A 17,928-nucleotide genomic window follows, 5' to 3' on the forward strand; every position below is an offset into this window, starting at 1 on the left:
CGAGGCTCTGCCTGGTTATCGAACCCTACAGGGAGAGTCTGCATGAATTCGCTTTATCTGGCCTCGGGCTCCCCGAGGCGGCGTGAACTGCTGACACAGATCGGCGTGCCGTTCACCGTCGTCAGCGCCGCCATTGATGAAACTCCCCTTACAAATGAAACGCCCGCTTCCTACGTAGAACGCCTGGCGCGCGGCAAGGCTGCGGCCGGTCGCGCGGCTCTGGCCGAAGCCACTGGGGCCTGCGTGCTTGGCGCTGATACGGCGGTAATTCTCGACGGCCAAATCCTCGGCAAACCCCTGGACCAAGCCGATGCCCTGGCCATGTTGCTGGCCCTTTCTGATCGTGAACATGAAGTTTTGACTGCCATCGCCCTGATTGACGGCCAGCGTTGCGAAACGCGGCTGGTCAGCAGCCGCGTGCGGTTTCGCAAGATTTCAGCGGATGAAGCCACCACTTATTGGCACAGCGGCGAGCCCCAGGACAAAGCGGGCGGCTATGCTATTCAAGGCTTGGCGGCGGTGTTTGTCGCCGGACTCAATGGCAGCTACTCCGCCGTCGTTGGCCTGCCTGTCTGCGAAACCGCAGAACTGCTGGCTCAATTCGGCATACCCTGTTGGCAAAACCTTACCGTGCGCTAAACGCCGTATTCCAGCGCCAAGCCTTAAGCGATCGGTCACTATTGTGAAAACGCCTGAACGAGACCCAGCCATGAGTGAAGAGATTCTGATCAATATCACGCCGATGGAATCGCGCGTGGCGGTGGTAGAGAACGGTGTTCTGCAAGAAGTGCACGTCGAGCGCACCCAAAAGCGCGGGATCGTCGGCAATATCTATAAAGGCAAGGTTGTGCGTGTGTTGCCGGGGATGCAGGCGGCTTTCGTCGACATCGGCCTGGACCGCGCCGCGTTTATCCATGCTTCGGAAATCTCCCTGCGCGAAGGCCCGGCGGTTGAAAGCATCAGCGCCCTGGTGCACGAAGGGCAGAGCCTGGTGGTGCAAGTCACCAAGGACCCGATTGGCTCCAAAGGCGCGCGGCTGACCACGCAACTGTCGATCCCTTCGCGCTACCTGGTGTACATGCCGCGCACCGCCCACGTTGGCATTTCCCTGAAAATCGAAGACGAAGCCGAGCGCGAGCGCCTGAAAAAGGTGGTCAGCGATTGCGTGGCTCTGGAAGGCATCAAGGAGGCCGGTGGCTTTATCCTGCGCACCGCCGCTGAAGGCGCGGGTGCCGATGAAATCCTCATGGACATCCGCTACCTGCGTCGCCTCTGGGATCAGATCGGCGCGCAGATCAAGACCATCGGTGCGCCCAGCGTGATCTACGAAGACCTCGGTCTGGCCCTGCGCACCTTGCGCGATCTGGTCAGCCCGAAGATCGAGAAAATTCGCATCGACTCGCGGGAAACCTTTCAGCGCACCACGCAATTTGTTGCCGAACTGATGCCGGAAATCGCCGACCGCCTCGAGCACTACCCGGGGGAGCGGCCGATTTTCGACCTGTATGGCGTCGAAGACGAAATCCAGAAAGCCCTTGAGCGCAAAGTGCCACTTAAGTCCGGCGGCTACCTGGTGGTGGACCCGGCGGAAGCCATGAGCACCATCGACGTCAACACCGGCGCCTTTGTGGGCCATCGCAACCTCGAAGAAACCATCTTCAAGACCAACCTCGAAGCGGCCACCGCGATTGCCCGCCAGCTGCGCCTGCGCAACCTGGGCGGAATCATCATCATCGACTTCATCGACATGGAAGACGAAGAGCATCAACGCCAGGTGCTGCGTACCCTTGAGAAGCAACTGGAGCGCGATCACGCCAAGACCAACATCATCGGCATTACCGAGTTGGGGCTGGTGCAGATGACCCGCAAGCGCACCCGTGAAAGCCTGGAGCAAGTGCTGTGCGAGCCGTGCAGCAGTTGCCAGGGGCGCGGCAAGTTGAAAACTCCGGAAACGGTTTGCTACGAGATTTTCCGTGAAATCCTACGGGAGGCGCGCGCCTACCAGGCCGAGGGCTATAGAGTCCTGGCTAACCAGAAGGTGGTCGACCGGTTGCTGGATGAAGAGTCCGGCAACGTGGCCGAGCTGGAGGGTTTTATCGGGCGCACCATTCGCTTCCAGGTCGAAACCATGTATTCCCAGGAACAATATGACGTGGTGCTGCTCTGATTCGCGTTAGCTCTTATCAACGAGACGGACAGACCTTGATCTGCCGTCCGACTATTGCCTTTGAGGGTCGCCTGACATGGAGCGTCTGATACGCTTTTTTGCCGCATTGACCCGCTGGGGCCTCGGCCTGTGCGCCTTGCTGCTGGTATTGGCAGCGGTGTACGTGAGCCTTGGCCGTGAATTGACGCCGCTGGTGGCGGAATACCGTGGCGAAATCGAAGCCAAGGCTCGCACGGCGCTGGATATGCCCCTGAGTATCGGCAGCCTGGAAGGGCGCTGGAGCGGCTTCGCCCCGGTATTGATGGCCCACGACGTGATGGTCGGCGAGGGCACTAATGCCCTGCGCCTGGATCAGGTACAAGTGGTACCGGACATCTGGGCCAGCCTGCTGGCGCGCGAAGTGCGCATTGCCCACCTGGAAGTCAGCGGCCTGCAGGTCAGCGTGAAGGAGGACCAGGACGGCCATTGGGCGCTGCAAGGCCTGCCGGTGCAGGACGACCAGCCACTGGATCCCGAGCAACTGCTGACGCGCATGCAAATGGTCGGGCAGGTTTCATTGCTCGACAGCCAGGTGACGCTGCAGCCATTCGACCAGGCGCCGCTGACCTTGACCTATGTCGGCGTGAGCCTGCAGACCGGGGCCAACCGCCAGCGCCTGGACGCGCGCTTGACTCTGCCCGACGGCCAGCCCCTGGCGTTGAACCTGAGCACCCGGATCCGTGCCAGCCAGTGGAAAGACGGCGAAGCCCAGGCTTACCTGAGCTTGCCCCAGAGTGACTGGGCAAAATGGATCCCGGCGAAACTGCTCCAGCAATGGAAACTCACCGAATTCAAGGCTGGCGGCGAATTCTGGCTGACCTGGGCCAAGGGTACTGTGCAAAGTGCTGCCGTACGCCTCAACGCCCCGCAACTCAAAGGCAGCTATGCCGATCGCAAGCCGGCGCACATCGAGAACCTGGCCCTCACCGCCTACCTGCAACGCAGTGACAGCGGCCTTAAGGTGCTGTTTGACTCGCTGGCGATGAACCTGGGCGACACCCGCTGGGAATCGCGCCTGCAACTGCAGCAAACCCTGGCGACCGACAAGGCCCAGGAAGTCTGGAACCTGCAGGCCGATCGCCTGGACCTGACGCCGATCTCGCCATTGCTGCACGCCTTGGCGCCCTTGCCGGAAGCCGTGGCCACAACCCTGGATCATCTAAAGGCTACCGGCACGCTGCGCAACGTATTGCTGGATTACCGGCCTCAAGACACCACCGACCAGCGCGTGAGCTTTGCGGCCAACCTCGACCGCGTCGGCTTTGACGCCTACTTCGGCGCTCCGGCCGCCCGCAATGTCAGCGGCAGCATCAGCGGTGACCTGGGCAAGGGCGAGTTGCGCATGGACAGCAAGGACTTCTCCTTGCATCTGTTTCCGATCTTCGCCAAGCCCTGGCAGTACATCCAGGCCAACGCCCGCCTGACGTGGAAGCTGGACAAGGAAGGCTTCACCCTGATCGCGCCGTATATCAAGGTGCTGGGCGAGGAGGGCAAGGTCGCCGCCGACTTCCTGATTCGCCTGCATTTCGACCATAGCCAGGAAGACTATATGGACCTGCGGGTCGGTATGGTCGATGGCGATGGCCGCTTTACCCCCAAATACCTCCCGGCCGTGTTGAGCCCGGCACTCGATGAGTGGCTGCGCACCGCGATTCTCAAGGGCGCGGTAGACGAAGGCTTCTTCCAGTACCAGGGCTCGCTGAATCACGATGCGCTGCCCGCCTCACGCAATATCAGCCTGTTCTTCAAGGTGCATGATGCCGAGCTGGCGTTTCAGCCGGGCTGGCCGCACGTCAGCAAGGTCAAGGGTGAAGTGTTTGTCGAGGAGAGCGGCGTGCGCATCCTGGCCAGCAAGGGCCAGTTGCTCGACACCAAGGTCAACGACATCTACGTCAACATTCCCCATGCGCCTGAAGGCAAGGACAGTCACCTGCTGCTCACCGGCAACTTTGCTGGCGGCTTGGGCGATGGGCTGAAAATCCTTCAGGACGCGCCGATCGGTACCGCTTCGACCTTCGCCGGCTGGAAAGGCGAGGGTGACCTGCAAGGCAAGCTGGACCTGGATATTCCCCTGGCCAAGGACGCCGATCCCAAGATTGTGGTGGACTTCAAGACCGACAAGGCGCGTCTGCAACTGGCCGATCCTGCGCTGGACCTGACCCAGCTCAAGGGTGATTTCCGCTTCGACAGCGCCAAGGGCCTGAGTGGCCAGAACATCAGCGCACAGGCCTTCGACCGGCCGATCACTGCGCAGATTTTCGCCGATGGCAAGCCAGGCAACCTCAACACCCGCGTCACCGCGAAAGGGCAGGTGACCGTCAAGCGGTTGACTGACTGGCTGAAGGTCAGCCAGCCGTTGCCGGTGTCCGGCGATATCCCCTACCAATTGCAGCTCAACCTCGACGGCGCCGACAGCCAGCTGATGGTCAGTTCCAACCTCAAGGGTGTGGCCGTGGACCTGCCGGCGCCGTTCGGCATGCCAGCGAGCCAGGGCCGTGACAGCGTGTTCCGCATGACCTTGCAGGGTAAGGAGCGCCGTTACTGGTTCGATTATGGCGAGTTGGGCAGCTTCACCTTCGCCGCCCCGGCCGACAGTTTTGCCGATGGCCGTGGCGAGCTATTCCTGGGGGATGGCGATGCGGTGTTGCCGGCCGGCAAGGGCTTGCGTATCCGCGGTGTGTTATCGGAGCTGGATATCGATCCCTGGAAAAAACTCGTGGACCGCTACGCCGGCAACGATCCGGGAGGCAGTGCCAAGCAGCTGTTGAGCGGGGCGGACTTCAAGATTGGAAAGCTGACGGGCTTCGGCACCCAGTTCGATCAGGTCAACCTGCAACTGGATCGCAAACCCGCCGCCTGGGGCTTGCAGTTCGACAGCCAGCAGGCCAAGGGTACCGTGGGGTTGCCGGATGCCAAGGGCGCGCCGATTGCGGTCAACTTGCAGTACGTGAAGTTGCCTGCTGTGGATCCGACGGTGCAGGCAGATGAAAATGCGCCGGACCCGCTGGCTGACGTTAATCCCAAGGATATTCCTGCGCTGGATATCGCGATTGCCCAGTTGTTCCAGGGCCCTGACCTGATAGGTGCATGGTCGTTGAAAGTGCGGCCGACGGCCAAGGGCATGGCGTTCAACAGCCTCAACCTGGGGCTCAAGGGCATGCTGCTCCAGGGCGCCGGCGGTTGGGAGGGCGCTCCCGGCGCCAGCAGCAGTTGGTACAAGGGCCGCCTGGACGGCAAGAACATTGGGGACGTGCTCAAGGGCTGGGGGTTTGCGCCGAGCGTGACCAGTGAAGAGTTTCATGTGGACGTGGACGGCCGCTGGCCGGGCTCGCCAGCCTGGGTCGGTCCAAAGCGCTTCTCCGGCAGCCTGGACGCAAGCTTCCGCAAAGGCCAATTTGTTGAAGTGGAAGGCGGCGCCCAGGCGCTTCGGGTGTTTGGCTTGCTGAACTTCAACTCCATCGGTCGCCGGCTGCGCCTGGACTTCTCTGACTTGCTCGGCAAGGGCTTGAGCTATGACCGGGTCAAGGGCTTGCTGGCGGCCAGTAATGGCGTGTTTGTGACCCGTGAGCCGATCACCATGACCGGCCCGTCGAGCAACCTCGAGATCAACGGCACCCTGGACCTGGTGGCTGATCGTGTCGATGCCAAGCTGCTGGTGACGCTGCCGGTCACCAACAACCTGCCGATTGCCGCGCTGATCGTCGGCGCGCCGGCCATTGGCGGTGCGCTGTTCCTGATCGACAAGCTGATTGGCGACCGTGTTTCGCGTTTCGCCAGCGTGCAGTACAAGGTAGAAGGCCCGTGGAAGGACCCGAAAATCACCTTCGACAAGCCATTTGAAAAGCCAAACTGATTACCTGTGGAGTAGCATGGCCTCATGCCTTTTCTGGAGTGTAGGCCCATGTCCTTTGCGGTAATCCAAATGGTCAGCCAAAGCGATGTGCTGGCCAACCTGGCCCAGGCCCGGCGCTTGCTGGAACGAGCGGCGGCGGGTGGTGCAAGGCTTGCGGTACTCCCGGAAAACTTCGCCGCCATGGGCCGTCGCGATGTGGCCGATATCGGTCGCGCCGAGGCCTTGGGCGAAGGACCGATCCTGCCATGGTTGAAACAGACCGCCCGCGACCTCACCTTATGGATAGTGGCCGGCACTTTGCCGCTGCCTCCAAAGGATCAGCCGAACGCCAAGTCCAATGCCTGCTCGCTGCTGATTGATGATCAGGGCGAAATCGTTGCCCGTTACGACAAGCTGCACCTGTTCGATGTCGACGTGGCTGATGCCCGGGGTCGTTATCGCGAATCCGATGACTATGCTCATGGTAGCCAGGTGGTGGTGGCGGATACGCCGGTCGGCCGCCTGGGGCTGACAGTGTGTTACGACTTGCGTTTTCCGGAGCTTTACAGCGAATTGCGCGCGGCGGGTGCTGAACTGATTACCGCACCCTCCGCCTTTACGGCGGTGACGGGTGCCGCGCACTGGGATGTGCTGATTCGTGCCCGGGCCATCGAGACCCAGTGCTACCTGCTGGCGGCCGCCCAGGGTGGCGTGCATCCGGGGCCCCGGGAAACCTTCGGGCATGCGGCGATCATCGATCCATGGGGACGCGTGTTGGCACAACAGGATCAAGGCGAAGCGGTGTTGTTGGCCGAGCGCGATAGCAGTGAACAGGCGTCGATACGGACGCGCATGCCGGTGGCGGGCCACCGGCGCTTTTTCTCGCAGGGCGCGCAGCGACCTGCTTCAGAACGATGAATTTAAGGCCAAACCTATGAGCGAGTTGTTGTCCTCAGTCAGTGAACACCTCCTGGCGCCTGGTGGCGTGACCATCGAAAGCTTGCAAGCGGTCCTCGGCGATCTGGCCGGGCCAGGCATCGACGCTGCCGACCTGTATTTCCAGGGGCAGATTTCCGAGTCCTGGGCCCTGGAAGACGGGATCGTCAAGGAAGGCAGCTTCAACCTTGATCAAGGTGTGGGCGTGCGTGCGCAGTCCGGTGAAAAAACCGGCTTTGCGTACAGCAATGCCATTACCCTTGAAGCCCTGGGCCTGGCGGCTCGTGCGGCGCGTTCGATCTCCCGTGCCGGTCAAAACGGGACGGTGCAGGCGTTCAGCACCCAGGACGTGGCCCAGTTGTATGCCCCGGATAACCCGCTGGAAGTGATCAGCCGCGCTGAAAAGGTCGAGCTGCTCAAGCGTGTGGACGCGGCGACCCGCGCCCTGGACCCGCGTATCCAGCAAGTCACCGTGAGCATGGCCGGTGTGTGGGAGCGCATCCTCGTGGCCTCCACCGATGGCGGCCTGGCGGCGGATGTGCGGCCACTGGTGCGTTTCAATGTCAGCGTGATCGTTGAACAGAACGGCCGCCGCGAGCGCGGTGGCCATGGCGGCGGCGGGCGTACCGACTACCGTTATTTCCTCACCGAAGACCGCGCCATGGGCTATGCCCGTGAAGCGCTGCGCCAGGCCCTGGTTAACCTGGAAGCGATTCCAGCACCAGCCGGCACGTTGCCGGTGGTGCTGGGGTCCGGCTGGTCCGGCGTGCTGCTGCATGAAGCCGTGGGCCACGGCCTGGAAGGTGACTTCAACCGCAAGGGCAGTTCGGCCTACAGCGGGCGCATGGGCGAGATGGTTGCGTCCAAGCTCTGCACCATCGTCGATGACGGCACCCTGGCTGGGCGTCGCGGCTCATTGAGCGTCGATGACGAAGGCACCCCGACCGAGTGCACCACGCTGATCGAAAACGGCGTGCTCAAGGGCTACATGCAAGACAAGCTCAACGCCCGCCTGATGGGCGTAGCCCGTACCGGTAACGGGCGTCGCGAGTCCTACGCGCACCTGCCGATGCCGCGCATGACCAACACTTACATGCTCGGTGGCGAAAGCGACCCGGCCGAGATCATCGCCTCGGTGAAGCGCGGTATCTACTGCGCCAACCTCGGTGGTGGGCAGGTGGATATCACCAGCGGCAAGTTCGTGTTCTCCACCAGCGAGGCGTACTTGATCGAAGACGGCAAGATTACTGCGCCGGTCAAAGGGGCAACGTTGATTGGCAACGGTCCGGAAGCCATGAGCAAGGTCTCGATGGTCGGTAACGACCTGTCGCTGGACAGCGGTGTGGGGACATGCGGGAAGGATGGTCAGTCGGTGCCGGTGGGTGTCGGCCAGCCAACCTTGAAAATTGATGCGATCACCGTGGGTGGCACGGGGTCGTAAGAACGGGAGCTTCGGGTGGCGAAAGTCGCCACCCGGGGAAGAGGGTCAGCGCAGGCCGCGTTGACTATCGTCCAGCTCACGGATGTACTTGAAGATTTTTCGGCTGGAGGCCGGTGGCTTGCTTTGCGCCAGTTCGTGCTGGGCCTGACGGATCAGGGAGCGCAATTGTTGGCGATCGGCATCCGGGTACTCGATGACGAACTTCTCCAGTACCGCGTCATCGCCGGCGATCAGGCGATCACGCCAGCGTTCCAGGTTATGGAAACGCTCGTTGTACTGGCGAGTGGAGGCATCGAGTTGATCGAGCAACGTCAGAATGGCGTCAGTGTCCTGGTCGCGCATCAGTTTGCCGATAAACATGAGGTGCCGTTTACGCGCGATATTCGCGGTGTGCTTGGGCGCATCGTTCAGAGCCCGGCGCAGGGCGTCGGTCAATGGCAGTTTTGCACACAAGTCAGGCTTGAGTGTTGTAAGGCGCTCGCCGAGGTCAACCAGAGCATGCAGCTCGCGTTTGACCTGAGATTTGCTTTTCTCCCCATCGAGGGAGTCGTCGTAAGAATCAACCATGGTGGCAGTCCGCAAAGAAACGCCGCCATGATAACCAGTCGGGGGCCGCTTGTCCGGCCCGGTCGCTAGAAGGCCTTAACCGAAAGCAGAATTTGAGTGGAGAAAACCATGAGTGCAGCCCAAAGCGTCGGTCCGCAAGCGTTACCGGCACTGCAGGAACAAGTCGAGCAGATCATTGCCGAGGCCAAGCGCCAGGGGGCCAGTGCCTGTGAAGTGGCGGTGTCCCTGGAGCAGGGGTTGTCGACTTCGGTACGCCAGCGGGAAGTGGAAACGGTTGAGTTCAACCGCGACCAGGGGTTTGGTATCACCTTGTACGTGGGCCAGCGCAAAGGCTCGGCCAGCACCTCCGCCAGTGGCCCGGAAGCGATTCGCGAAACCGTCGCGGCAGCCCTGGCGATTGCCAAGCACACGTCTGAAGATGAAAGCTCGGGCCTGGCTGATGCAGCCCTGATGGCTCGGGACTTGAAGGATTTTGACCTGTTTCATGCCTGGGACATCACCCCTGAGCAGGCGATTGAACAGGCACTGACCTGTGAAGCGGCGGCATTTGATGCCGACAGCCGGATCAAGAACGCCGATGGCACCACCTTGAGCACTCATCAGGGTTGCCGCGTGTATGGCAACAGCCACGGCTTTATCGGCGGTTATGCCTCGACGCGTCACAGCCTGAGCTGCGTGATGATCGCCGAAGCCAACGGCCAGATGCAGCGTGATTACTGGTACGACGTGAACCGCCAGGGCGAATTGCTGATGGACCCGGTGCTCATCGGCCAGCGTGCCGCGCAACGTGCGGCCAGCCGCCTGGGCGCGCGCCCGGTGCCGACTTGCGAAGTGCCGGTGCTGTTTTCGGCGGAACTGGCCGGTGGTCTGTTCGGCAGCTTCCTTGGGGCGATTTCCGGCGGCAACCTGTACCGCAAGTCGTCGTTCCTCGAGGGCGCGATTGGCCAGAAGCTGTTCCCGGAATGGCTGACCATCGATGAGCGTCCGCACCTGATGCGCGCCATGGGCAGTTCGTCGTTTGACGGTGATGGCCTGGCGACCTATGCCAAGCCGTTCGTTGAGAACGGTGAGTTGGTGTCCTACGTGCTGGGTACTTATGCCGGTCGCAAGCTCGGACTGCCAAGCACAGCCAACTCGGGCGGCGTGCACAACCTGTTCATCACCCATGGGGATGAAGACCAGGCGGCGCTGTTGCGGCGTATGGGGCGTGGCTTGCTGGTCACCGAGTTGATGGGCCATGGCCTGAATATGGTCACGGGGGATTATTCTCGTGGCGCGGCGGGTTTCTGGGTGGAAAACGGTGAAATCCAGTTCGCCGTGCAGGAAGTGACCATCGCCGGCAATATGCGTGACATGTTCAAGCAGATTGTCGCGGTGGGTAATGACCTGGAACTGCGCAGTAACATCCGCACCGGTTCGGTGTTGATCGAGAAGATGACCGTCGCCGGCAGCTGACCCGCCGACAAACGCTGAAAAAAGGCGCGCCATCCATTGGATAGCGCGCCTTTTTTTGTGCCTGGAATTCCGAGTGATTTCCTCAGGCCCTTGTTTTGATTCTCAATATCATTTAATAATAAATATCATTACCGAATGAGTGTGGATCATGAGTTCTGTCCTGCATGAGGATCCCTACCTGGAAAGCTGGCGTTGGATGAGTCGTCAGATTCGCTGCGGCCTTGATCCCGACGAGCCCCGCCTGATCGAACATTACCTGGCCGAAGGCCGGTACCTCGCCTGTTGCACCGCGACCCACCCGTGGACCATCGGCGAAACCTCATTCCGCCTGCTGCTCGACACCGCCTCCGATATCGCCTTGCCCTGGCACTGGCGGTCCATGTGCCTGGACCAGGCCTGGCGCCCGTTGCGCGACCTGGAAAAACTTTCCCACTGTGCCTGCCGCCTCAAGCGCTGGCAGACCTTTGCCTGGCAATTGGCGACCTGCGAATTGCTTCCATCCATTTCTCACTCCGACTTGGTGCAAGGATCTTCCGATGAGTAACACCCGTATCGAACGTGACAGCATGGGCGAACTGCAAGTGCCCGCCGAGGCCTTGTATGGCGCGCAAACCCAGCGTGCGGTGAACAACTTTCCCATCAGCCACCTGCGCATGCCGGCGCAGTTCATTCGTGCGCTGATCCTGGCCAAGGCTGCTGCCGCCAAGGCCAACGTTGAGCTGAAACAACTGAGCGAAGCCCAAGGCAAGGCCATCGTCGATGCGGCCCAAGGCTTGCTGGAAGGCGACTTCATGCAGCACTTCCCGGTGGATATCTTCCAGACCGGCTCCGGCACCAGCTCCAACATGAATGCCAACGAAGTGATTGCGACCCTGGCCAGCCGCTTGCTGGGGGAGCCGGTGAACCCCAACGATCACGTCAACTGCGGCCAAAGCAGCAACGACATCATCCCGACCACCATTCACGTCAGCGCAGCGCTGGTGTTGCATGAGCAAACCCTGCCGGCGCTGTTGCACTTGGTACAGGTGATCGAACACAAGGCCGAAGAGGTGCACCGCTTCGTCAAGACCGGCCGGACGCACCTAATGGACGCGATGCCGGTGCGCATGAGCCAGGTGCTCAATGGTTGGGCTCAACAGCTCAAGGCGAATATCGGCCATCTGCAAGACCTGCTGCCAAGTTTGCAGGCGCTGGCCCAGGGCGGCACTGCAGTCGGCACCGGGATCAATGCGCATCCGGAGTTTGCGGCGCGTTTCAGCCAGCAACTGAGCAGCCTGACCCACGTTCAGTTCACGCCGGGCAAGAACCTGTTTGCATTGATCGGTTCCCAGGACACCGCTGTCGCGGTCTCGGGGCAGCTCAAGACCACCGCCGTGTCCTTGATGAAAATCGCCAACGATCTGCGCTGGATGAACTCCGGCCCGTTGGCCGGCCTCGGTGAGATCGAGCTGGAAGGCCTGCAACCGGGCTCCTCGATCATGCCGGGCAAGGTCAACCCGGTGATCCCGGAAGCTACCGCCATGGTTGCCGCACAGGTGATCGGCAATGACACGGTGATCACCATCGCTGGCCAGTCCGGCAACTTCGAACTCAACGTGATGCTGCCGATCATTGCCCAGAATCTGCTCAGCAGCCTGGAATTGCTGGCCAACTCCAGCCGCCTGTTGGCGGACAAGGCCATCGCCAGCTTCAAGGTCAACGAAGCCAAGCTCAAGGAAGCGCTGTCGCGCAACCCGATCCTGGTGACCGCACTCAACCCGATCATCGGTTACCAAAAGGCCGCCGAAATCGCCAAGAAGGCCTATCAACAAGGCCGCCCGGTGATTGACGTGGCGCTCGAACACACCGACTTGCCCCGCAGCCAACTGGAAATCCTGCTGGATCCGGAAAAGCTCACGGCCGGCGGCGTGTAATCACCGACCCTGCTTTGGAGGCTCACCATGGAGCACTGGAAACGCACGATCGAACGGGCCAATCGCTGCTTTATGGCGGGCGAGCTGGTAGACGCCCGCGAGGCCTATCTGCAAGCCCTGGCGCTGGCTCAAGTGTTGTTTGAGCGCTGGGCGGATGCCGACGAAGCGGTGGCGGCTTGCGTCATTTCTCATCACAACCTGGCCGACCTGCATCTGCGCCTGAACCAGCCGGAAGAAAGCGCGGAATACCTCTGCGCCATTCACCAGCGCTTGTTGCAGACCATGCAGGACACACGCCTGAACCCGCAGTTGCGGGAGGCGGCCCTGCGCCAGAGCAGCAAGACCTACGTCGAACTGCTGAATTTCATCAGCGACCACGGTGAGTACCCGCGTACCCACCGCCTGCTGGGCAGCAACGTGGCGCCATCGGATGCGTCGACCCGCAACAGCCCTTTTTATGGAGCTCATTGATATGTCCTACACCTTGCCGGCCCTGCCTTACGCCTACGATGCCCTTGAACCGCATATCGATGCGCAAACCATGGAGATCCACTACACCAAGCATCACCAGACCTACATCAACAACTTAAACGCGGCTGTCGAAGGCACCGAGTTTGCCGGTTGGCCGGTGGAGAAACTGGTGTCCAGCGTCCAACAACTGCCGGAAAGGCTGCGGGCGGCGGTGATCAACCAGGGCGGCGGTCATGCTAACCACTCGTTGTTCTGGGCAGTGATGTCGCCCAAGGGCGGCGGCAAACCGGATGGTGCGCTGGGCAAAGCCATCGACGAACAGTTGGGCGGTTTCGATGCGTTCAAAGAAGCGTTCACCAAAGCTGCCTTGACCCGTTTTGGCAGTGGCTGGGCGTGGTTGAGCGTGACCCCGCAAAAGACCCTGGTGGTGGAAAGCAGCGGCAACCAGGACAGCCCGCTGATGGGCGGCAATACGCCAATCCTCGGCCTGGACGTCTGGGAACACGCTTACTACCTGCTGTACCAAAACCGTCGTCCGGAATACATCAATGCGTTCTACAGCGTCATCAACTGGCCGGAAGTTGCCGGACGCTATCAGGCGGCGCTGGGCTGACACTCTTCTATAACAAGATCTAAGGCCGACTATGGGCACTGAAACACTGGCGATCAGCAGCGTGCGAATGTTTCGTTATGCGTTTGGCTCGCTGCTGCTATTGGCGGGAACCGCGTTGCTGGTGGCCCAAGGGCTGGCCTGGCTTGACCTGGAACCCCGCATTCTGCGGGCCTTGCAAGGTGGTGCCATTTGCGCGCTTGGCACCGCCTTGGGCGCTGTGCCGGTACTGGTGATCCGCCGAATGCCGTTGGCGGTGAGCGACACGCTGCTCGGCTTCGGTGCCGGGGTAATGCTGGCCGCGACGGCGTTTTCGCTGATCGTGCCGGGTATTGCGGCTGCGCAAAGCCTGGGGCTGACGCCTTGGGCCGCCAGTGGCTTGATCAGTTTCGGCATCATGCTGGGCGCGTTCGGGTTGTACCTGGTGGATCGCAAGGTCTCCGGCGCCAGCCCGGAAATGCTGGTGGGCAGTCCGGAACACCCGGTGATACCGCCGCGTATCTGGCTGTTTGTGTTCGCCATCATTGCCCACAACATTCCCGAAGGCATGGCCGTGGGTGTCTCGGCAGGCGGCGGCATGCCCGATGCCGACAGCCTGGCCATGGGCATCGCCTTGCAGGATGTGCCGGAGGGATTGGTGATTGCGCTGGTGCTGGCCGGGGCAGGGATGTCGCGGGTCAAGGCGTTCCTGATCGGGGCGGCGTCAGGCCTGGTGGAGCCGGTGTTTGCGGTGCTGTGCGCCTGGCTGGTGAGCCTGGCGGAGGTGCTGTTGCCGTTGGGGCTGGCACTGGCGGCCGGGGCGATGCTGCTGGTGGTGACTCACGAAGTCATTCCCGAGTCGCGGCGCAATGGCCATGACAAGCTTGCCAGCTTGGGGCTGTGCATCGGGTTCTGTTTGATGATGGTGATGGATACAGCATTGGGGTGAAGCCGCATCCGGCTTCACTCGGTCACAGGAAGGCGGGTTTACTCGCCTTCGTCGAAGTAGTTATTGATCAACTTCACCAGCGCATCCATCGCTTCCTGCTCTTGCTCGCCTTCGGTCTTCAGATGAATCTTCGTGCCCTTGCCCGCAGCCAGCATCATCATGGCCATGATGCTTTTGCCGTCGACCATGGATTCGGGAGTGCGCCCGGCGCGAATCTGGCAAGGGAACTGCCCGGCGACGCCGACGAACTTTGCCGAGGCCCGGGCGTGCAGGCCCAGCTTGTTGATGATTTCAATTTCCAGAGCGGGCATCGCGGAGGTGTTCCTTTCAGCTGAGGTCGCGGTGGCGAACCTGGACGTTCTTGAGGGTTTGTTGCAGCACCTGGCCCAGGCGTTCGGTCAGGTAGACGGAACGGTGATGGCCGCCGGTGCAGCCAATGGCGATGGTGACATAAGCCCGGTTGCTGGCCGCAAAACGCGGCAGCCACTTGAGCAGGTAGCTGGAGATGTCCTGGAACATCTCCTCGACATCCGGTTGCGCCGCCAAGTAATCGGCCACAGGTTGGTCCAGCCCGGACTGATCGCGCAGCTCCGGCTTCCAGTACGGGTTGGGCAGGCAGCGCACATCAAACACCAGGTCGGCATCCACAGGCATGCCGCGCTTGAAGCCAAACGACTCCACTAGAAAAGCAGTGCCCGGCTCCGGCTGATTCAGCAGGCGCAGCTTGATCGCATCCCGCAGTTGATACAGGTTCAGGCTGGTGGTGTTGATCTTGAGGTCGGCCAGGTCAATGATCGGTCCCAGCAGTTTGGTTTCGTCCTCGATGGCTTCGGCCAAGGAACGATGGGGGCTGCTCAACGGGTGGCGACGACGGGTTTCGGAGAAGCGCTTGAGCAGCGTCTCTTCATCGGCGTCCAGGTACAGCACATCGCAGTGGATGTGCTTGGCCCGTACTTCTTCGAGCAGTTCCGGGAAACGTGTGAGGTGGCTGGGCAGGTTGCGCGCGTCGATCGATACGGCGACCAGCGGTTGCGCGAGCTCAGTGTGAATCAGGGCGCGTTCCGCCAGTTCCGGCAGCAGGCCAGCGGGCAGGTTGTCGATGCAATAGAAGCCGTTGTCCTCAAGAACATTGAGGGCCGTGCTTTTACCTGAGCCGGAACGGCCGCTGACGATGATCAAACGCATGATTAATGCCCGTTTTGTTCATCCAGGACAACCTGATAGAGCGCCTCATTGCTGGGGGCGCTGCGCAGTTTGTCGCGTACTTCTTTGCGGTCGAGCATGCTGGCGATTTGTCGAAGCAGTTCCAGGTGCGCATCGGTGGCGGCTTGCGGGACCAACAGTACAAACAGCAGGTCAACCGGGGCGCCGTCGATGGCGTCGAAGTCGATAGGGGCGTCCAGGTGCAGCAGGGCGCTGACTGGAGACTCGCAGCCTTGCAGGCGGCAGTGAGGAATGGCGATGCCGTTGCCAAAGCCGGTCGAGCCGAGCTTTTCACGGGCAATCAGGGCCTCGTACACAGCTTGCGTATCCATTTCGGGCACTTCGCGGCCGATCAGGTTGGCAATTTGTTCGAGGGCACGCTTTTTACTGCCGCCCGGCACGTTCACGAGGGAACGGCCGGGGGTCAGGATGGTTTCAAGTCGGATCATGGGTGGGGAGTGTTAGCGGCCAGTGCCTTGAAGAAGGCTCTGCTGCTTTTCCTTATGCTTTTTAAGTTGGCGGTCAAGCTTGTCTGTGAGCAAGTCGATTGATGCATACATGTCTTCATGTTCGGCATTGGCGACCACTTCGCCACCAGGTATCTGAAGTGTCGCTTCAATTTTCTGCTGAAGCTTGTCGACCTTCATGATGACCTGCACGTTGGTGATCTTGTCGAAATGGCCCTCAAGCTTCCTCAGCTTCAGCTCGACGTATTCGCGCAATGGAGGGGTGACTTCTACATGGTGTCCACTGATGTTGACTTGCATACAGCTTCTCCTTCGTTGCCAGTGCATAAAGCGACGGGTAGGAATACCCGTCACTGGAACGCTATGGCCCGCCCGTCACATCAAACGTTTACGCTCGCTGGAAGGCGCGATCCCAAGGGACTCGCGGTACTTGGCGACGGTTCGACGGGCGACCTGAATGCCTTGTGCCTCCAGTAAACCAGCGATCTTGCTGTCACTCAACGGCTTTTTCTGATTTTCCGCGGCAACCAGTTTTTTGATGATTGCGCGGATCGCCGTGGACGAGCATTCGCCGCCTTCGGAGGTGCTGACGTGGCTGGAGAAAAAGTATTTCAGCTCATAAATACCCCGTGGGGTATGCATGAATTTTTGTGTGGTCACTCGGGAAATCGTTGATTCGTGCATGCCTACCGCCTCGGCGATGTCATGCAGAACCAACGGCTTCATTGCTTCATCGCCGTATTCCAGGAAGCCGCGCTGGTGCTCGACGATCTGGGTGGCGACTTTCATCAGGGTTTCGTTGCGGCTTTGCAGGCTCTTGATGAACCAGCGGGCTTCCTGCAACTGGTTGCGCATGAAGGTGTTGTCGGCGCTGGTGTCGGCGCGGCGTACAAAACCTGCGTATTGCGGATTGACCCGCAGGCGCGGTACCGATTCCTGGTTCAGCTCCACCAGCCAGCGCTCGTTGTCCTTGCGCACGATGACATCGGGCACGACATATTCGGCTTCACTGGACTCGATCTGCGATCCAGGGCGCGGGTTGAGGCTCTGTACCAGCTCGATGATCTGGCGCAGGTCATCTTCCTTGAGCTTCATGCGGCGCATCAGTTGGCTGTAGTCGCGGCTGCCCAGCAGGTCGATATAGTCGGTGACCAGGCGCTGCGCTTCGGCCAGCCATGGAGTCTTGGCCGGCAATTGGCGCAATTGCAGCAGCAGGCACTCGCTGAGGGTGCGGGCGCCGATGCCGGCTGGCTCGAATTGCTGGATGCGGTGCAGGACGGCTTCAATTTCGTCCAGTTCGATGTCCAGTTCCGGGTCGAAGGCCTCGAGGATCTCCTCAAGGGTCTCGTCCAGGTAGCCCTGATTGTTGATGCAATCGATCAGGGTCACAGCGATCAGGCGATCGGTATCGGACATCGGGGCCAGGTTCAGTTGCCAGAGCAAATGGCTCTGCAGGCTCTCGCCGGCGGACGTGCGGGTGGTGAAGTCCCACTCGTCATCATCATTGCTCGGCAGGCTGCTGGCGCTGGTCTGGTAGACGTCTTCCCAGGCGGTGTCCACGGGAAGCTCGTTGGGAATGCGTTCGTTCCATTCGCCTTCCTCAAGGTTGTCCACCGTGGGGGCGGTTTCCTGGTAGGAGGGTTCCTGTACGTCAGGGTTGGGCTTTTGCTCGATGTTGTCGGCTAGCGGGTCTGCATTATCGAAGTCGTCGCCTTCTTCCTGGCGTTCGAGCATCGGATTGGACTCCAGGGCCTCCTGGATTTCCTGTTGCAGGTCCAGGGTCGACAATTGGAGCAGGCGGATGGCCTGTTGCAGCTGCGGTGTCATCGTCAGCTGCTGGCCCATTCTCAGGACTAGCGATGGTTTCATGGCAGGGGCTTAACACCTTATTCGCCGGCG

The 17,928-nt window shown here is 60.9% G+C and carries 17 protein-coding genes; 11 read left to right on the forward strand and 6 right to left on the reverse strand.

The window, feature by feature from the left end; genetic code table 11:
* The first annotated feature begins 42 nt into the window (after positions 1 to 42).
* From K0H47_RS07795 to tldD, 5 genes are all read left to right on the forward strand, one after another.
* A complete protein-coding gene (locus K0H47_RS07795) occupies positions 43 to 639 on the forward strand; it encodes a nucleoside triphosphate pyrophosphatase (protein ID WP_063027141.1) in 597 nt (198 codons plus the stop codon).
* Positions 640 to 709: 70 nt separating this feature from the next.
* Entirely contained in the window at positions 710 to 2,167 is a 1,458-nt protein-coding gene (gene rng, locus K0H47_RS07800) for a ribonuclease G (RefSeq protein WP_003216085.1), read from the forward strand.
* A 76-nt stretch (positions 2,168 to 2,243) separates the two neighbouring features.
* The gene (locus K0H47_RS07805) at positions 2,244 to 6,059 is read left to right on the forward strand and encodes a YhdP family protein (RefSeq protein WP_219272324.1); all 3,816 of its coding nucleotides are present in this window, start codon (positions 2,244 to 2,246) and stop codon (positions 6,057 to 6,059) included.
* Between the two features lie 48 nt (positions 6,060 to 6,107).
* Positions 6,108 to 6,956 (forward strand): carbon-nitrogen hydrolase family protein, encoded by an 849-nt coding sequence (locus K0H47_RS07810; RefSeq protein WP_093205180.1) that lies wholly within the window; start codon positions 6,108 to 6,110, stop codon positions 6,954 to 6,956.
* 16 nt (positions 6,957 to 6,972) lie between these two features.
* The gene (gene tldD, locus K0H47_RS07815) at positions 6,973 to 8,415 is read left to right on the forward strand and encodes a metalloprotease TldD (RefSeq protein ID WP_063027147.1); all 1,443 of its coding nucleotides are present in this window, start codon (positions 6,973 to 6,975) and stop codon (positions 8,413 to 8,415) included.
* 45 nt (positions 8,416 to 8,460) lie between these two features.
* Here the strand turns inward: tldD and yjgA are convergent, their stop codons facing one another.
* Entirely contained in the window at positions 8,461 to 8,982 is a 522-nt protein-coding gene (yjgA, locus tag K0H47_RS07820) for a ribosome biogenesis factor YjgA (RefSeq protein WP_003216092.1), read from the reverse strand.
* Between the two features lie 108 nt (positions 8,983 to 9,090).
* Between yjgA and pmbA the strand changes: the two genes are divergently transcribed.
* The 6 genes from pmbA (at position 9,091) to K0H47_RS07850 (ending at position 14,359) form a co-directional block, all read left to right on the forward strand.
* Positions 9,091 to 10,437 (forward strand): metalloprotease PmbA, encoded by a 1,347-nt coding sequence (gene pmbA / locus K0H47_RS07825; RefSeq protein ID WP_003216094.1) that lies wholly within the window; start codon positions 9,091 to 9,093, stop codon positions 10,435 to 10,437.
* Positions 10,438 to 10,585: 148 nt separating this feature from the next.
* On the forward strand, positions 10,586 to 10,981 hold the full coding sequence (locus K0H47_RS07830; protein WP_010170602.1) for a hypothetical protein: 396 nt from the start codon (positions 10,586 to 10,588) through the stop codon (positions 10,979 to 10,981).
* Positions 10,974 to 12,350 carry an aspartate ammonia-lyase gene (locus K0H47_RS07835; protein WP_177026169.1) on the forward strand — a complete coding sequence of 459 codons (1,377 nt, stop codon included), beginning with the start codon at positions 10,974 to 10,976 and terminating at the stop codon, positions 12,348 to 12,350. The genes K0H47_RS07830 and K0H47_RS07835 overlap by 8 nt, the downstream gene beginning before the upstream one ends.
* Positions 12,351 to 12,377: 27 nt before the next feature.
* Entirely contained in the window at positions 12,378 to 12,821 is a 444-nt protein-coding gene (locus K0H47_RS07840; RefSeq protein WP_063027153.1) for a hypothetical protein, read from the forward strand.
* A 1-nt stretch (position 12,822) separates the two neighbouring features.
* Positions 12,823 to 13,434, forward strand: coding sequence for a superoxide dismutase (locus tag K0H47_RS07845; protein WP_063027155.1), 612 nt, complete (start codon positions 12,823 to 12,825; stop codon positions 13,432 to 13,434).
* 31 nt (positions 13,435 to 13,465) lie between these two features.
* Positions 13,466 to 14,359 (forward strand): ZIP family metal transporter, encoded by an 894-nt coding sequence (locus K0H47_RS07850; RefSeq protein ID WP_063027157.1) that lies wholly within the window; start codon positions 13,466 to 13,468, stop codon positions 14,357 to 14,359.
* A 38-nt stretch (positions 14,360 to 14,397) separates the two neighbouring features.
* Here K0H47_RS07850 and K0H47_RS07855 read toward each other — a convergent pair whose 3' ends face one another.
* From K0H47_RS07855 to K0H47_RS07875, 5 genes are all read right to left on the reverse strand, one after another.
* The gene (locus tag K0H47_RS07855) at positions 14,398 to 14,670 is read right to left on the reverse strand and encodes an HPr family phosphocarrier protein (protein WP_017138240.1); all 273 of its coding nucleotides are present in this window, start codon (positions 14,668 to 14,670) and stop codon (positions 14,398 to 14,400) included.
* A 16-nt stretch (positions 14,671 to 14,686) separates the two neighbouring features.
* The gene (rapZ, locus tag K0H47_RS07860; RefSeq protein ID WP_027604814.1) at positions 14,687 to 15,544 is read right to left on the reverse strand and encodes an RNase adapter RapZ; all 858 of its coding nucleotides are present in this window, start codon (positions 15,542 to 15,544) and stop codon (positions 14,687 to 14,689) included.
* Between the two features lie 2 nt (positions 15,545 to 15,546).
* The gene (gene ptsN / locus K0H47_RS07865) at positions 15,547 to 16,011 is read right to left on the reverse strand and encodes a PTS IIA-like nitrogen regulatory protein PtsN (protein ID WP_063027160.1); all 465 of its coding nucleotides are present in this window, start codon (positions 16,009 to 16,011) and stop codon (positions 15,547 to 15,549) included.
* Positions 16,012 to 16,023: 12 nt separating this feature from the next.
* Positions 16,024 to 16,329, reverse strand: coding sequence for a ribosome hibernation-promoting factor, HPF/YfiA family (gene hpf / locus K0H47_RS07870; protein WP_017477729.1), 306 nt, complete (start codon positions 16,327 to 16,329; stop codon positions 16,024 to 16,026).
* 75 nt (positions 16,330 to 16,404) lie between these two features.
* Positions 16,405 to 17,898, reverse strand: coding sequence for an RNA polymerase factor sigma-54 (locus K0H47_RS07875; RefSeq protein ID WP_026078000.1), 1,494 nt, complete (start codon positions 17,896 to 17,898; stop codon positions 16,405 to 16,407).
* Positions 17,899 to 17,928: the final 30 nt, after the last annotated feature.

The organism is Pseudomonas sp. Xaverov 83, assembly GCF_019352905.1.
GTDB lineage: Bacteria > Pseudomonadota > Gammaproteobacteria > Pseudomonadales > Pseudomonadaceae > Aquipseudomonas > Aquipseudomonas yamanorum.

What these genes read in the sequence shown, in the direction of transcription:
- K0H47_RS07795 (WP_063027141.1), top strand. Translation starts at nt 43, where the DNA reads ATGAATTCGCTTTATCTGGCCTCGGGCTCCCCGAGGCGGCGTGAACTG.
- rng (WP_003216085.1), top strand. Translation starts at nt 710, where the DNA reads ATGAGTGAAGAGATTCTGATCAATATCACGCCGATGGAATCGCGCGTG.
- K0H47_RS07805 (WP_219272324.1), top strand. Translation starts at nt 2,244, where the DNA reads ATGGAGCGTCTGATACGCTTTTTTGCCGCATTGACCCGCTGGGGCCTC.
- K0H47_RS07810 (WP_093205180.1), top strand. Translation starts at nt 6,108, where the DNA reads ATGTCCTTTGCGGTAATCCAAATGGTCAGCCAAAGCGATGTGCTGGCC.
- tldD (WP_063027147.1), top strand. Translation starts at nt 6,973, where the DNA reads ATGAGCGAGTTGTTGTCCTCAGTCAGTGAACACCTCCTGGCGCCTGGT.
- yjgA (WP_003216092.1), bottom strand. Translation starts at nt 8,982, where the DNA reads ATGGTTGATTCTTACGACGACTCCCTCGATGGGGAGAAAAGCAAATCT.
- pmbA (WP_003216094.1), top strand. Translation starts at nt 9,091, where the DNA reads ATGAGTGCAGCCCAAAGCGTCGGTCCGCAAGCGTTACCGGCACTGCAG.
- K0H47_RS07830 (WP_010170602.1), top strand. Translation starts at nt 10,586, where the DNA reads ATGAGTTCTGTCCTGCATGAGGATCCCTACCTGGAAAGCTGGCGTTGG.
- K0H47_RS07835 (WP_177026169.1), top strand. Translation starts at nt 10,974, where the DNA reads ATGAGTAACACCCGTATCGAACGTGACAGCATGGGCGAACTGCAAGTG.
- K0H47_RS07840 (WP_063027153.1), top strand. Translation starts at nt 12,378, where the DNA reads ATGGAGCACTGGAAACGCACGATCGAACGGGCCAATCGCTGCTTTATG.
- K0H47_RS07845 (WP_063027155.1), top strand. Translation starts at nt 12,823, where the DNA reads ATGTCCTACACCTTGCCGGCCCTGCCTTACGCCTACGATGCCCTTGAA.
- K0H47_RS07850 (WP_063027157.1), top strand. Translation starts at nt 13,466, where the DNA reads ATGGGCACTGAAACACTGGCGATCAGCAGCGTGCGAATGTTTCGTTAT.
- K0H47_RS07855 (WP_017138240.1), bottom strand. Translation starts at nt 14,670, where the DNA reads ATGCCCGCTCTGGAAATTGAAATCATCAACAAGCTGGGCCTGCACGCC.
- rapZ (WP_027604814.1), bottom strand. Translation starts at nt 15,544, where the DNA reads ATGCGTTTGATCATCGTCAGCGGCCGTTCCGGCTCAGGTAAAAGCACG.
- ptsN (WP_063027160.1), bottom strand. Translation starts at nt 16,011, where the DNA reads ATGATCCGACTTGAAACCATCCTGACCCCCGGCCGTTCCCTCGTGAAC.
- hpf (WP_017477729.1), bottom strand. Translation starts at nt 16,329, where the DNA reads ATGCAAGTCAACATCAGTGGACACCATGTAGAAGTCACCCCTCCATTG.
- K0H47_RS07875 (WP_026078000.1), bottom strand. Translation starts at nt 17,898, where the DNA reads ATGAAACCATCGCTAGTCCTGAGAATGGGCCAGCAGCTGACGATGACA.